We start from the raw sequence: 13953 nt of genomic DNA, 5'->3' as shown, positions 1-13953 counted from the left end.
GCGCAGCCCCGTTCCCGCCGCACTCCGCTTCTAGGTCGCGAGAATATTATCTGAACCTTATGGTCGGGCCTTTTCAGTCCGGCCCCGCCGCCGGGTTCCCGCCATGTTCCGCTTCTTCGAATCCTTCATCGACCCGTTCCGGTCCTACCCGATGCGGGAGCCGCCGCGCGGCCTCGGCGCGTTCTTCTGGCACCACCTGCGGCAGGTCTGGCCAAGCTTCGCCGCGCTCGCGGTGTTCAGCCTTCTGGTCGCGATCATCGAGGTCGCGATCTTCCGCTATATCGGCGCGATCGTCGACATCCTGAGCTCCACCACGCCCGACCGCCTCTGGGCCGAGCACGGCGGCACGTTCCTCTGGATGGGCTTCGTGATCGGGGTGGCGCGCCCGCTCCTCAACGCCGCGCACGACCTCGTCAAGAACCAGACCATCGCGCCGGGCGTCACCAACATGATCCGGTGGCAGAACCACCGGCACGTGCTGCGCCAGTCGATCTCGTTCTTCAACAACGATTTTGCGGGCCGCGTCGCGGCCAAGGTCATCCAGACCGGGCCGGCCCTGCGCGACTCGGCGGTGAAGGTGATCGACGCGCTCTGGTTCGTCGTCGTCTACGTCGTCAGCGCGCTGTTCCTGTTTCTCGAGGCCGACTGGCGCCTGACCCTGCCGCTGGCTGTCTGGCTCGCCGCCTATGTCCTCGTGATGCGCCACTACATCCCGCGCGTGGCGCGCGCGGCGCAGGTCATGAGCGAGGCGCGCTCGACCCTGACGGGCCGCGTCACCGACAGCTACACCAACATGCAGACGGTGAAGCTCTTCGCCCATGCCGAGCGCGAGGACGACTACGCCCGCCATGCGCTGACCGACCACACCGCGAAGTTCTACACCCAGCAGCGCTTCATCAGCGGCATGTCGCTCCTGATCAGCTTCGCCAACTCAGCTCTGATCCTCGCCACCGGCGCGCTCGCCGTCTGGCTCTGGAGCCACGGCCAGGTCAGCGTCGGCGCGATTGCGCTCGCCAGCGGTCTCGTGGTGCGCATCATCAACATGAGCGGCTGGATCATGTGGGAGCTCACCGCGATCTTCGACAACGTGGGTACCGTGCAGGACGGCATCACGACGATCGCGGTCGGCCACACGATCCTCGACCGCGAGGCGGCGCCGGCCCTCGTGGTGTCGGGCGGCGAGATCCGCTTCGAGGACGTGTCGTTCCACTACGGCAAGCGCGGGGGCGCGCTCGACCACCTCAACCTCACGATCCGGCCGGGCGAGAAGATCGGCCTCGTCGGGCCGTCGGGCGCGGGCAAGTCGACGCTGGTCTCGACCTTCCTGCGCCTCTACGACCTGGAGGGCGGGCGCATCACGGTCGACGGGCAGGACATCGCCGGGGTCACGCAGGACTCGCTTCGCGCGGCGGTCGGCGTCGTCACGCAGGACACCTCGCTTCTCCACCGCTCGATCCGCGACAACCTGAAATACGGCCGCCCGCTCGCCACCGACGAGGAGATGATGGCGGCTGTGCGGCGCGCCCGCGCCGACGGCTTCGTCGACACGCTGGTGGACTATCGCGGGCGCAAGGGGTTCGACGCCCATGCCGGCGAGCGCGGTGTGAAGCTGTCGGGCGGCCAGCGCCAGCGCATCGCGATCGCTCGCGTCCTTCTCAAGGACGCGCCGATCCTGATCCTCGACGAGGCGACCTCGGCTCTGGATTCGGAAGCCGAAGCCGCGATCCAGGAGAGCCTGACCGAGCTGATGGAGGGCAAGACGGTGATCGCCATCGCGCACCGCCTGTCCACGATCGCCCGGCTCGACCGGCTCGTGGTGATGGACCGGGGCCGCATCGTCGAGACCGGAACCCATGCCGAGCTCGTCGGGCGCGGCGGGCTCTACGCCCGCCTCTGGCAGCGCCAGACCGGCGGCTTCATGGACGCGGCGGAGTAGGGGCCGGGCGAGCCCCCACTCCCGTTCTTCAGAACTTCGCGGTCATCGGGTCGGGGCCGATGCGGCCGTCCGCGGCGTCGAGCCCGGCGATCGCCGCCAGATCCTCGTCGTCCAGGCGGAAGTCGAAGACCGCGATGTTCTCCGCGATACGGCTCGGCGTCACCGACTTCGGGATCACCACCAGCCTGTTGTCGACGTGCCAGCGGATCACGACCTGCGCCGCCGTCTTGCCGTGCTTCTCGGCGATGCGCGCCAGCACCGGGTCCTTCAGCATGTCGCCGCCCTGGCCGAGCGGGCTCCAGGACTCCGTCACGACGCCGCGCGTCTCCATCGCCTCGCGCAAAGGCCGCTGCTGGAAGCGCGGGTGGAGTTCGATCTGGTTCAGAACCGGCGTGATGCCGGTCTCGGCGACGATCTGGTCGATGTGCTCGGCCGTGAAGTTGGACACGCCGATCGATCTGGCGCGACCCTCTTCGTGAAGGCGCCGGAACGCCTTCCACGTGTCCACGAAGAGGCCGCGCGCGGGCGAGGGCCAGTGGATGAGGTAGAGGTCGACCGCGTCCAGCCCGAGCTTCTCCAGGCTTTCGTCGAAGGCATGGAGCGTCGCGTCGAAGCCTTGGCTCTCGTTCCAGAGCTTGGTGGTGACGAAGACGTCGTCGCGAGGCAGGCCGGCCGCGCGCAGGCCCTCGCCGACGCCGCGCTCGTTCTTGTAGACGGCCGCCGTGTCGACGTGGCGGTAGCCCGCAGCCAGCGCCGTGCGCACGGCGCTGGCTGCGTCCTCGTCGGGCACCTTGAAGACGCCGAGACCCACCTGCGGGATCGTGCGTCCGTCGTTCAGCTTGATATGGGTCTGCTCGCTCACGTCATCGGCTCCGAATGGGGTGTGGAGCCGTCATGTCGGGCGCTGGGCCGGGAAGTCGAGGCGTCTGGCGCCCCGACGTCCCGGGCTACAGCAGCTTGTCGAGCGTGATCGGCAGGTCGCGCACGCGCTTGCCGGTCGCGTTGAACACGGCGTTGGCCACCGCCGCCGCCACGCCCGTGATGCCGATCTCGCCGACGCCATGCGCGCCCATGGGCGTATGCGGGTCGGGAATGTCGGTCCAGATCACCTCGATCGGCGGCACGTCGAGATGCACCGGCACATGGTACTCGGCCAAGCTCGGGTTCATGATGCGGCCTGTGCGCTCGTCGAACTGCGTTTCCTCCATGAGCGCGAGGCCAAGGCCCATGATGATGCCGCCCCGGAACTGGCTGGCGGCGGTCTTGGCGTTCAGGATGCGCCCGCAGTCGTAGGAGCCGAGGACGCGCGAGACGCGCACCTCGCCGGTCACCGCGTTGACGCGCGCCTCGGCGAACAGGGCGCCGTAGGAGTGCATCGACCAGTGCTGCGTCTCGAGCGGCATCGAGCCGTCGGCCTCGGCGCTGACCTCGTCCTGCCCGGCGCGCGACAGGATCGAGGCGTAGCTTTCGAAGCGCTCCGGCTCGTCGAGCTTGGCGAGGCCCCCATCGAGGCCGCCGACCTCCTCGGGGGTCAAGCCGGCGAGCGGCGTGTCGTTGCCGGCGAGCTTCAGGAGTTCGGCCACGAGCTTGCGGTGGGCGGCGATCACGGCCGCGCCGATCGCGGCGGTCTGCTGCGAGCCGCCCGCCAGCACCACGCCCGGCAGGGTCGAGTCGCCATAGGCGAAGCCGACGCTTTCCATCGGCAGGCCGAGGCGCTCGGCCGCGACCTGGGTCTGCACCGTCGCCGTTCCCATGCCCATCTCGTGCGCGGCGATCGCGACATGGGCCGTGCCGTCGCGGCGCAGCGTGATGCGCGCGGCCCCGCCCGGCATGCGGTAGTAGGGATAGGTCGCGGTGGCGCAGCCGAGCCCCACAAGCCATTCGCCCTCGCGGCGTCGGCCCGGCGCCTCCCGCCGACTCCAGCCGAAGCGCTCGGCGCCCGCGCGGTAGGCTTCCACGATATGGCGCGAGGAGAAGGGCGTGCCCTCGAGTGGATCGCGCTCCGGCTCGTTGCGCACGCGCAGCTCGATCGGGTCGATTCCCAGCTCATGCGCCAACTCGTCCACCGCCGACTCCAGCGCGAACGTGCCGACCGCCTCGCCGGGCGCGCGCATGAACGTGTTGGCCACCATGTCGAGGCGCACGGTCTCGACATCGAGCAGGAAGCTCTTCGCCGCGAACGCGCCGCGCGTCGCCAGGATGAAGGGCTCGGGCATGCCGTTGTGCGGGGTGGTCGCGACCGTGCCGGTGTGGATGATGGCGTCGAAGCCGCCGTCGCCCTGCGCGCCGATCGCGACGCGCTGCTCGGTCAAGGTGCGTCCGCCCACGATGCGATAGACACCCTCGCGCGACAGGACGATACGAACGGGCCGCCCCGCCATCTTCGAGGCCGCCGCCGCCAGCGCCTGATGCTCCCAGAGCGTCTTGGAGCCGAAGCCGCCGCCCACGAACGGCGAGGTGACGTGGACCTGCGCCTCGTCGATCCCGAAGATCTGCGCCAGCGACCAGGCGGTATGCGAGACGGCCTGGGTGGCGTCGTGGACGCGCAGGGCGTCGCCGTCCCAATGGACGGTCGCGGCATGAAGCTCGATCGGGTTGTGCGAGTGGCGCGGCGTCGTGTAGCGCGCGTCGACCTTGTGCGGCGCCTTGGCCAGCATCGCCTCGGCGTCGCCCACCTCGACGCGCATCGGCTGGCCCATGAACCGGCCGGGCTCCGTGCCGCGCCCCTTCGCCTCCTCGAACGCGGTGAGCGCGGGCTCGGTCTCGTAACGGACGCGGATCAGCGCGGCGCCGTGGTCGGCCTCCTCCTGCGTCTCGGCCAGGACGAGGGCGATCGGTTGCCCGTTCCAGTGGATGCTGTCGTCCTGCAGGATCGGCAGGTTGTTGCCGCCGTTCGCCTTCTGGCCGGATCCGAAGACCGGCATCGGCTTCAGGCGCGGGGCGTTGCGATGGGTCATCACGAGGACGACGCCGGGCGCCTTTTCGGCCTCGGCCGTGTCGAGCGCTGTGATGCGGCCCTTGGGAACGGCGGCGTAGACGAGCGCCGCATAGGCCAGGCGCTCGGCCGGGACCTCTGCGGCGAAGCGCGCCGCGCCGCGCACCTTCTGGGGACCGTCGAGGCGCGAGACCGGCGCGCCGATCAGCCCGTGCTTCTCGCGCATCAGCGGGTCGGGTACGCCGCCCGGCACCCAGCTGTCCGGGGCCATCTCGATCGCCTTCTTGGCGACGGCCTGCACGGCGCCCTTGGCGCTCTCGATGAGGCTGCTCATGCCCGGTCTCCCGAAAGTCCCAGAAGCGTCGCGGCCAGGGTGCGGCGCGCGAGCTCGATCTTGAAGCCGTTGTCGCGAAGGGGCTTTGCGTCGGCGAGTTCGGCATCGGCCGCCCGCCGCAGGGCGTCCGCGTCGAGCCGCTCGCCGCGCAGCGCGTCCTCCGCGCGCCGCGCCCGCCAGGGCTTGTGGGCGACGCCGCCGAGCGCCAGGCGCAGGTCGCGCACCCGCCCGTCCGGCCCGAGGTCGAGCGCGGCGGCGACCGAGACCAGCGCAAAGGCGTAGGACGCGCGGTCGCGCACCTTGCGATAGGTCGAGCGGGCGGAGAAGGCGAGGGCGGGCAGCTCGACCGCGGCGATTAGCTCGCCGGCCTTGAGTTCCGTTTCCTGGTCCGGCCGCTCGCCCGGCAGGCGGTGGAACCGCTCCAGCGGCAGGGTGCGCGCCCCGTCCGGTCCCGCGAGGTGCAGCACGGCGTCGAGCGCGACCAGCGCCACGCACATGTCGGACGGGTGGGTCGCGACGCACGCCTCGGAGGCGCCGAGGATCGCGTGGATGCGGTTGAAGCCCTCCCGCGCGTCGCAGCCCGCGCCCGGCTCGCGCTTGTTGCAGCGCGCCGCGCCGTCGTAGAAATAGGTGCAGCGCGTGCGCTGGAGGACGTTACCGCCCACGGTCGCCATGTTGCGGATCTGGCCGCTCGCGCCCGACAGGACGGCGCGGGCGAGCGCGGGATAGCGCTCGCGCACCGCGCGATGCTCGGCGAGCGCGGTGTTGCGCACGGCGGCCCCGACGAGGAGCCCGCCGCCCTCCGTTTCCCGGATGTCGCCCTGAAGGCCGGTCACGTCGACGAGGCGCGCGGGGTGCTCGATACCCTCGCGCATCAGGTCCAGGAGGTTGGTGCCCCCGCCCAGATACTTCGCGCCGGCGGCGGCCGCCGCCGCGATCGCGCCCTGCGCATCCGCGGCGCGCTGGAATTCGAACGGGGTCATGCCGCCACCTCTTCGCGCTTTTGCGCGGCGAAGGTCTCGGCCACGGCCTCGACGATGCCGTTATAGGCGCCGCAGCGGCAGAGATTGCCGCTCATGCGCTCGGCGATCTCCTCGCGGGTGAGGGGGATGGCGGCGGCCGCGATGTCGGACGTGACCGCGCTCGGCAGGCCGCGCGCCGCCTCGCCCGCCATGGCGACGGCCGAGACGATCTGCCCCGGCGTGCAGTAGCCGCACTGGAAGCCGTCGTGCTCCACGAAGGCGCGCTGGAGCGGGTGAAGGCCGTCCGCGCCCGCCAGTCCCTCGATCGTGGTGATCTCGCGCCCCTCGAACTGCACCGCCAGCGCCAGGCAGGAGATGATGCGCTCGCCATCCACCAAAACCGTGCAGGCGCCGCAGGCACCCTGGTTGCAGCCCTTCTTGGTTCCGGGCAGCCCGAGCCGGTCGCGCAGTAGATCGAGAAGCGAGACGCGCGGATCGCCGGGCGCCTCCACTCTCTGGCCGTTGATCGTGATGCTCATCGGAACCCCCTGATCTGGACGCGCTCCAAACTAGAAGCGGTCCAGGCTCTCGCCAAGGGCGGATCGTCAGGCGGACTGAGCGCCGCAGGCGCCAGGGTCAGGCGAGAGCCATGATCTCCTGCCACGCCTCGTAGGCCGCCAGCACCGCCTCCATCTGCGCCGCGTGACCCGCCTCGAAGGCCGTACCCCCGATGGTTTCGTCGGGATATTCGGTGACGAGCGTCACGGGAAGGCCGGCGCGCGCTTCGGCCGAGACGAGGCAGGGCCAGCCGTTGCGATAGTTGAACCCGGTCTCGCCGGCGTGGCGTTCGTAAAGCGCGATCTGCCGCCGGTTCTCGGCGACCAGCGCCGGCATCGTGGCGAGATGCCGCGTGACGCGGTCGAGAAGCTGCTCTGTCTCCCGCTCCCAGCCGGGATGGTGGCGCGCGATCAGGAAGAAGCCCTTGGGCAGGGTCCACTGCGCGAAGCCGGCGGGAACGTAGCCCGACAGGGGGCGCGTCCACTCGTGCGCGGGATAGCCGTGAAGGTTGAGGTGAAGGCGCGCGCCGCTCCCCTCCACGGCCATCCGGCGGACTGTTTCCTCGCCGTCGCCCTCGTTCGGCTCCCGGTGTTCGAGATCGTCGCCGAAGCCCGTGTAACGCGCGGCGTGGTGCATGTGGGCTGGGTCGAGAGCGCGCAGCCGGCGGTGGACCTCCGTGCCGTCCGGGTTTTCCAGCGGCGACACCGTGAAATGGGCGCCGGGACGGGCCGCGAGCCGCCGGGCGGCGCGAAGCGCCCCGATCGTGCCGGTGGTCTCGTTGGCGTGCTGGCCGCCGCTGATCAGGACCGCCGCGTCCGAGCCACGGTGGTAGCGGGCCTCGACCGGGCGGCCCGCGCGGCTGAGCGCGAGCATCCGCTCGCCGCCGATCCGCTCCAGCGACCGCGCAACAATCTCGGGCGACAGCGGCTCGCGCGCCGTCTCGACGGACTCCTCTTCGGCGGGGGCGGGCAGCGTCGGCGCGAAGGGGCGAAACTCGATGCGCAGGGTGATGTCGGGCCCCATCGCCACCTCGGGCACGATCTGGCCGGGACGCAGCCGGCGGTCGCCGACCGGGCGGCCGGTACGCCGGCCGAAATGCGCGAGGAGCGAGAAGTAAAGGTCCTCGTGCAGCGCCTCGCGCAGGCTCGACGCCTCGTGGGCGACCCCGAGCGGCTCGTCGGCGGCCGGTAGGGTCACGAGGATGCCGAGTTCCTCGAAGAAGGGCTCGGGGCCGGCGAAGGAATGGTCCGCCACGAGGCGCAGCGCCGCCTCGAAGATCGCCTCGTAGTCCGTCGCGATCCGCGCGCCCTCGATCTCGCCGGCCGGGCGCAGCCAGCCGGTCGGCGACAGGTGGAGCGCGCCGCCCTCGTCCCGGTGGAGGCGGTTCGGCGCGAAGACCTCGCGCTCCTCGATCCCGTCCACCCGGTGCAGGCGCAGCCGATACGTGAGGGTTCCCTCCTCGTGCGGGTTCATGTCGAGCGGCCGGTCGCCGACAAGGGCCGCTAGCGGATAGGCTTCCAGGCGGAAGCGGTTCGACGGTGCCTCGGGGCGGACGGGGTAGCCGAGCTCGATCCGCCGGACGCCCGCGAGGTCGATCTCCTCGCGAAAGGCGTGGACAAGCGGCTTGTAGGCCGAGCGGATACGCGCCGAGACGCCGCGCGCGGCCAGTATCCGCTCCGCGCGAAGCCGGCTTTCGCGGTCGTCGAAGGTCCAGGCCTCAAAGCTCGTGCCCGGCACCGCCTCTCGCACGAGACGATCGAGCGTGCGCTCGAAGCGCCTGTCTCCGATCACGGTCACGATGCATCCGGCTCCAGGCGCGCGATCACCTCGCCCGCCGCAATGCTCGCCCCTTCCGCCACGAGCCGGCGCAGCGTGCCCGCGAGGGGGGCCGCGACCGGCGTCTCCATCTTCATCGCGTCGATCACGGCGAGCGTGTCGCCCATCCCGGCACGCGTGCCGTCCGCGACACGCCATTGCGCGAGCGTTCCGGGCAGCGGCGCGCGGACCTCTGTCGGATCGCCCGGCTCCGGTTCTGCGACGAGCGGTGTCGTGCCAAAAGTGCCCGAACCCAAGAGGCGCAGGAAGGCGCGTGGCAGGCCGATCTCAACCATCCGCCCGTCGATCTCGACCGGCGCGCGCAGGAGCGCGGTGGCAAGCGCTGGGGGCCGGGCGCCGGGCTCGAGGTCGGCGGCGAACTCGCTCTCGATCCAACGCGTGTGGACGGCGAAGCGCTCGCTCGCGAAATCCGGATGGTCGACGACGGCGCGGTGGAAGGGGAGGACCGTCGGCACACCCTCGACCGCGAACTCTGCGAGCGCCCGCCGGGCGCGCGCGAGCGCCTCGGCCCGTGTCGCGCCGGTGACGACGAGCTTGGCGAGAAGCGAGTCGAACCGGGCCGAGACGCGCGACCCGCTCTCGACGCCGCTGTCGAGGCGGATGCCGGGACCGAAGGGGGCGGTAAAGCGCTCGATCAGGCCCGCCGCCGGCAGGAAGCCGCGCCCCGGGTCCTCGGCGTTGATGCGGAACTCGATGGCGTGGCCGCGCGGCGCGGGCGTCCCGCGCAAGGCGAGCGGCTTCCCTTCCGCGATGCGGAACTGCTCCACCACGAGGTCTATGCCCGCGGTCTCCTCGGTGACGGGGTGCTCGACCTGGAGGCGCGTGTTCACCTCGAGAAACGAGATCGTGCCGTCTGCGCCGACCAGGAACTCGACCGTGCCCGCGCCGACATAGCCGGCTTCGCGGCAGATGCGGCGGGCCGCCGTCTCGATCGCCTCGCGCTGGTCCGGCGCGAGGAAGGGCGCGGGCGCCTCCTCGACGAGCTTCTGGTTGCGGCGCTGGAGCGAGCAGTCGCGCGTGCCCAGCACTACGACATGGCCGTGCCGGTCGGCCAGGATCTGCGCCTCCACGTGGCGCGGGCGCTCGATGAAGCGTTCCACGAAGCATTCGCCGCGCCCGAAGGCGCCCTCGGCCTCGCGCACGGCCGAGCGGAAGAAGTCCTCGACCTCGCCGAACTCGCGCGCGATCTTGAGTCCGCGCCCGCCGCCGCCATGGGCCGCCTTGATAGCGACCGGCAGGCCGAAGCGCCGCGCGAAATCGAGCGCTTCCGAGGGTCCGGCGAGCGGCCCCTCGCTGCCCTCCGCCAGCGGCGCGCCCACGCGGCGCGCGATGCGCCGCGCCTCGACCTTGTCGCCCAGCGCCTCGATCACGGCCGGGTCCGGTCCGATCCAGGTCAGCCCCTCGGCAAGAACGCGCCGGGCGAACTCCGCGCGCTCCGACAGGAAGCCGTAGCCCGGATGCAACGCGTCGGCGCCCGAGCGGCGGGCGGCCTCGATGAGCTTGTCCATGTCGAGATAGGTCTCGGCGGCCGTCGCCCCGCGCAGCGCATGGGCCTCGTCCGCCATGCGCACGAAGGGCGCGTCGGCGTCGTCGTCGGCATAGACGGCGACCGAGCCGAGGCCGTGGTCGCGGCAGGCCCGGATGACGCGTACGGCGATCTCGCCGCGATTGGCGACCAGAACCCGCCTCATGCGTCGTCTCCGGTGATGTGGACCGGCGCGAAGGGCCTTGCCGCGCGAAAGCGGATGCGGGCGCCGGGCGGGATCTGGCCGGCGAGGTCGAGATGGTGGTCAAGAAGCGTCGCGATCACGGGATATCCGCCGGTGAGAGGGTGGTCGGTGAGGAACAGGACGGGCAGGCCGCTCGGGGGTACCTGTACGCTGCCGTGGAGCGTCGCCTCGCTTGGCAGCTCGCCTGCGATCCGCCGCTCCAGCGACGCGCCCTGGAGGCGCAGGCCGACGCGGCTCGACTGGATCGAGACGAGCCACTCCTGCGCGAGGAAGCGCTCCAAAGCCTGTAAGGTGAACCAGTCCGCGCGAGGCCCGAGCGCGACGTCGAGCGTCACGCACTCGCCGGCGCGCGGCAGCGCGAAGGGCGGGGGATCGTCCAGCGCGACCGGCGCAAGCGGCCGCAGGCGGCCGGCCGCCAGCCTGTCGCCCACGCGCGGCGGTTCCGGCCCGATCTCGGCCAGCGTGTCGCGCGAGGCGCTGCCGAGCGCGGTGGGAGCGTCGAACCCGCCGCGCAGGGCAAGGTAGGTGCGCAGGCCCGCATCGGGTGCGCCGATCGAGATCGTATCGCCGTCCTCCAGCGCGATCGCGCGGCTGCGCGGCGCCTCGATGCCCGACCCGTCGCGCGCCCGGATATCCATCGGCGCGGTCGCCCCGGCGAGCGCCATCGTCAGGCGGCCGTGCGCGCGCAGCCGAAGCCCGCCCAGCGTCACCTCCAGGGCGGCGGCCCCCGGCGGATTGCCGACGAGCCGGTTGGCGAGCACAAGGCTCGCGCGGTCCGCCGCCCCGGCCCGGCCAACCCCTTGCGCGGCGAGACGCGGGCGGCCGAGGTCCTGCACCAGAACCGGCAGGCCGATGGCGAGCACCTCCAGCGCGGCGTCCGCCGGGTCTCTCGCCGAGCGCGGCGTCGCGGGATCCGGCGGCGAGACGGCGGGCATGGCGGCAAGCTCCGTAAAGCGCACGCGGTCGCCCGGCTGGAGCAGGGCGGCAGGATCACGGGCGAGATCGAACAGCACGAGCGGCGTGCGCCCGATCTGCTGCCAGCCGCCGGGACTCGCCTTCGGATAAACGCCGCTGAACGGGCCGGCGAGGCCGAGCGCGCCGGCCGGAACGCGCGTGCGGGGACTCGCGCGACGCGGCACCGCGAGGCGCGGGTCGCCCCCCGTCAGGTAGCCGAATCCCGGCGCGAAGCCCGTGAAGGCGACCGTATAGGTCGCCGCGCGATGGGCGCGGACCACCTCGGCGGCGGTCAGGCCGGTCAGGCGCGATACCTCGCCGAGGTCCTCGCCGTCGTAGACCACCGGAATCTCGACGAGGCGGCCACCCGCCCCGGCGTCCGCATCCATGGCGTGACGCTCGCGCAGCGCTGCTATCAACGCATCGAGGCTCAAAACCGCCTCGTCGAAGCGCACGAACAGCGTGCGCGCGGCCGGCAGGAGTTCGCTCACCCCCGCAACGGGCCGCGCGTGGAACGCCGCCAGGAGGCGGAGCGTCGCTTCCAGATCGAGCAGTTCCACCAGCGCCGCGCCCTCGCGCAGCGGAAAGACGCGCAGGCGAGGGCCGTCTCGGCCCGGTGCCGTCATGCCGCCGCGAAGGGGCGGATCGCGACGCCGTCTTGCTCCAGCGCGTCGCGCAGGCACCGGGCGATCTCGACCGCCGCCGGGTTGTCGCCGTGGACGCAGATCGTCCGGGCCTCGACGCGCACGCGCGTTCCGTCCGTGGCCTCGACCGCGCCCTCGCGCACGAGCGTCAGCATGCGGCGCGCGACCAGCGCGGCGTCGTGGATCACCGCGCCCGGCTCCCCGCGCGGGGCGAGCCGGCCGTCCGGTGTGTAGGCCCGGTCGGCGAAGGCTTCCGCGACGACGGGGAGCCCCGCCGCGCTGGCCTGCCCCACCAGCGGAGAGCCGGCCAGCGCGACGAGCGGCAGCGTGGGGTCCACGGTCCGCATCGCCGCGATGATGTCGGCGGCCTGCCGGCCGCCTTGCGCGATCGTGTTGTAGAGCGCCCCGTGCGGCTTGACATAGGCGACCCGCGTGCCGGCGGCGCGGGCGAGCCCCTCGAGCGCACCGATCTGGTAGATCACGTCGCCCACCAGCTCCTCGCTCGACGGGTCCATGGTGCGCCGGCCGAAGCCCGCGAGGTCGCGGTAGCCGACATGGGCGCCGACGGCCACGCCGCGTCCGACCGCCGCGCGCAGCGTGCGCAGGATGCCCGCCGGGTCTCCCGCATGGAAGCCGCAGGCGACGTTGGCGCTGGAGACGATCGCGAGCATGGCCTCGTCGTCGCCCATGCGCCATGCGCCGAAGCTTTCGCCAAGGTCGCTGTTGAGATCGATCGAAAGAGACACAGGCGGCGAAGCTCCTTCCAGGCCGACGCGAAGGCTAGAAGGTGTGGCGGAACAAGGATAGGGCCCAGGATCAGGACCCACTGAATCGATGCGTTCTGTCTGAGCTGGACTCCGTCCGACGGGACTGGACATGAGTGGCCTATCCTGGCTGACGGACGAGCAGACGGAGCAGCTTCGTCCGTTCTCTCGCAAGAGCCATGGCAGTCGGCGCCGATCCCGGGACCGTCATGATCGACGCGACCGACCGGAGGGCGCACCGCACGGCATCAAGCCTTGGCGGTCAAAGGGGGACTGGCCGCCTGATCAGTCGCACTCGGGGGCGGCATGAACACCAAGCTCCATGCTGTCGCCGATGCGAACGGTCGTCCGCTGAGCTTCTTCCTGACCGCCGGACAGATCAGCGACACCACCGGGGCAGCCGCGCTTCTGGACGATCTGCCCAAGGCTCAGTGCCAGCTGGGGGATCGGGGCACCGATGCCGCCTGGTTCCGGGACGCCGTGCAAGCGAAGGGCATCAAACCCTGCATTCCAGGATGGAAGTCTTGCAACGCGCCCGTCGGACACGACAAACACCGCTCCGTCAGACGCAACCGCATCGAGATCATGTTTGGCCGCCTCAAGGACCGGCGGCGGGGCACGACCCGCTACGATAGCGGTCCAACCGTCTTCTCCGCCATCGCGCTCGCAGCCACCGCGCTCTTCTGGCTCTAAGCATGAGTCCTGAGTTTGGCGGGTCTGCCATCCGCGAGCCCACGCATGGAGGAAGCCGTCGTCGGCACGGTGGAACACCTTCGCCTTTCGGAACGTCTTTCCAGGATCCAATGGGAGAGTTTCATGAAGCGTCTTGCTCTCGCGATCGTCACATGCCTCGCCGCCTCGCTTCCAGCCGCTGCGCAATCGGGTGGAGGCTCCGGCGGCGGCGGCGGTTCCGGAAGTTCGTCCGCAGGAAGTACGGTCGGAGGTAGCTCAGCGACCGCAGGCACATCCGCCGTGACGAACTCCACGGTGGGTGTTGGCTCCGGTCGGTCGGCTCCTGTCGGAACTTACGTCAACAGCTCGTCCCAGGCAGAAAGTCGAGCCGTGCCATCGACAGCATCGGGGAGCATCGCATCCGGCTCGGTCGGGTCTGCGAGAAGCGACGCTTCCGGACAGGGTGGGGCTTCGGAAACCATGGCCCCGAGCGGCAACGGGATGACGTGGAAGCCCGTCGAGGACCCTGGTACCCTGACGGGCCGGCCCTCGAAGTGACACGAGGTTAGCGGCCGGGCCAACGGTCGTTGTATGAAGGCGAGGATACCTGCCTCGGTCTCGCTCGGCT

The 13953-nt window shown here is 71.4% G+C and carries 9 protein-coding genes and 1 pseudogene; 2 read left to right on the top strand and 8 right to left on the bottom strand.

The features are described 5' to 3' along the window. Positions 1–103 precede the first annotated feature (103 nt). The gene (locus tag AUL35_RS15535; protein WP_062016341.1) at positions 104–1936 is read left to right on the top strand and encodes an ABC transporter ATP-binding protein; all 1833 of its coding nucleotides are present in this window, start codon (positions 104–106) and stop codon (positions 1934–1936) included. A 28-nt stretch (positions 1937–1964) separates the two neighbouring features. Here AUL35_RS15535 and AUL35_RS15530 read toward each other — a convergent pair whose 3' ends face one another. The 8 genes from AUL35_RS15530 to AUL35_RS15495 all read right to left on the bottom strand — a co-directional run bounded on the left by AUL35_RS15530 (position 1965) and on the right by AUL35_RS15495 (position 12635). Beyond that, positions 1965–2798, bottom strand: coding sequence for an aldo/keto reductase (locus AUL35_RS15530; RefSeq protein WP_062016339.1), 834 nt, complete (start codon positions 2796–2798; stop codon positions 1965–1967). An 85-nt stretch (positions 2799–2883) separates the two neighbouring features. Beyond that, positions 2884–5142, bottom strand: coding sequence for a xanthine dehydrogenase family protein molybdopterin-binding subunit (locus AUL35_RS15525; RefSeq protein WP_202814283.1), 2259 nt, complete (start codon positions 5140–5142; stop codon positions 2884–2886). A gap of 59 nt (positions 5143–5201) precedes the next feature. Continuing rightward, positions 5202–6188, bottom strand: a complete 987-nt coding sequence (locus AUL35_RS15520) for a xanthine dehydrogenase family protein subunit M (RefSeq protein WP_062016336.1) — start codon at positions 6186–6188, stop codon at positions 5202–5204. After that, a complete protein-coding gene (locus AUL35_RS15515) occupies positions 6185–6706 on the bottom strand; it encodes a 2Fe-2S iron-sulfur cluster-binding protein (protein WP_062016334.1) in 522 nt (173 codons plus the stop codon). Before AUL35_RS15515 ends, AUL35_RS15520 begins: the two co-directional genes overlap by 4 nt. Positions 6707–6803: 97 nt before the next feature. After that, complete coding sequence (locus tag AUL35_RS15510) at positions 6804–8522, bottom strand: peptidase M14 (RefSeq protein WP_062016332.1); 1719 nt, start codon at positions 8520–8522, stop codon at positions 6804–6806. After that, entirely contained in the window at positions 8519–10252 is a 1734-nt protein-coding gene (locus tag AUL35_RS15505; protein WP_062016330.1) for a biotin carboxylase N-terminal domain-containing protein, read from the bottom strand. Before AUL35_RS15505 ends, AUL35_RS15510 begins: the two co-directional genes overlap by 4 nt. Beyond that, positions 10249–11871, bottom strand: a complete 1623-nt coding sequence (gene pxpB / locus AUL35_RS15500) for a 5-oxoprolinase subunit PxpB (RefSeq protein WP_156418020.1) — start codon at positions 11869–11871, stop codon at positions 10249–10251. Before pxpB ends, AUL35_RS15505 begins: the two co-directional genes overlap by 4 nt. Then, complete coding sequence (locus AUL35_RS15495; protein ID WP_062016328.1) at positions 11868–12635, bottom strand: 5-oxoprolinase subunit PxpA; 768 nt, start codon at positions 12633–12635, stop codon at positions 11868–11870. The genes pxpB and AUL35_RS15495 overlap by 4 nt, the downstream gene beginning before the upstream one ends. Before the next feature lie 218 nt (positions 12636–12853). Here AUL35_RS15495 and AUL35_RS15490 point away from each other — a divergent pair. Next, a pseudogene (locus AUL35_RS15490) lies at positions 12854–13346 on the top strand (IS5 family transposase); the annotation flags it as partial. Positions 13347–13953: the final 607 nt, after the last annotated feature.

Origin of the sequence: Aureimonas sp. AU4, from assembly GCF_001463765.1 — a bacterium.
Classification (GTDB): domain Bacteria; phylum Pseudomonadota; class Alphaproteobacteria; order Rhizobiales; family Rhizobiaceae; genus Aureimonas.
The sequence above is the reverse complement of the archived record's forward strand: the minus strand, read 5'-3'. Positions and strand labels throughout refer to the sequence as shown.

Bases quoted from the DNA above. Each gene is read 5' to 3' on its own strand.
- pxpB (WP_156418020.1), bottom strand. From the start codon at position 11,871: ATGACGGCACCGGGCCGAGACGGCCCTCGCCTGCGCGTCTTTCCGCTG.
- AUL35_RS15520 (WP_062016336.1), bottom strand. From the start codon at position 6,188: ATGACCCCGTTCGAATTCCAGCGCGCCGCGGATGCGCAGGGCGCGATC.
- AUL35_RS15525 (WP_202814283.1), bottom strand. From the start codon at position 5,142: ATGGCCCCGGACAGCTGGGTGCCGGGCGGCGTACCCGACCCGCTGATG.
- AUL35_RS15505 (WP_062016330.1), bottom strand. From the start codon at position 10,252: ATGAGGCGGGTTCTGGTCGCCAATCGCGGCGAGATCGCCGTACGCGTC.
- AUL35_RS15515 (WP_062016334.1), bottom strand. From the start codon at position 6,706: ATGAGCATCACGATCAACGGCCAGAGAGTGGAGGCGCCCGGCGATCCG.
- AUL35_RS15535 (WP_062016341.1), top strand. From the start codon at position 104: ATGTTCCGCTTCTTCGAATCCTTCATCGACCCGTTCCGGTCCTACCCG.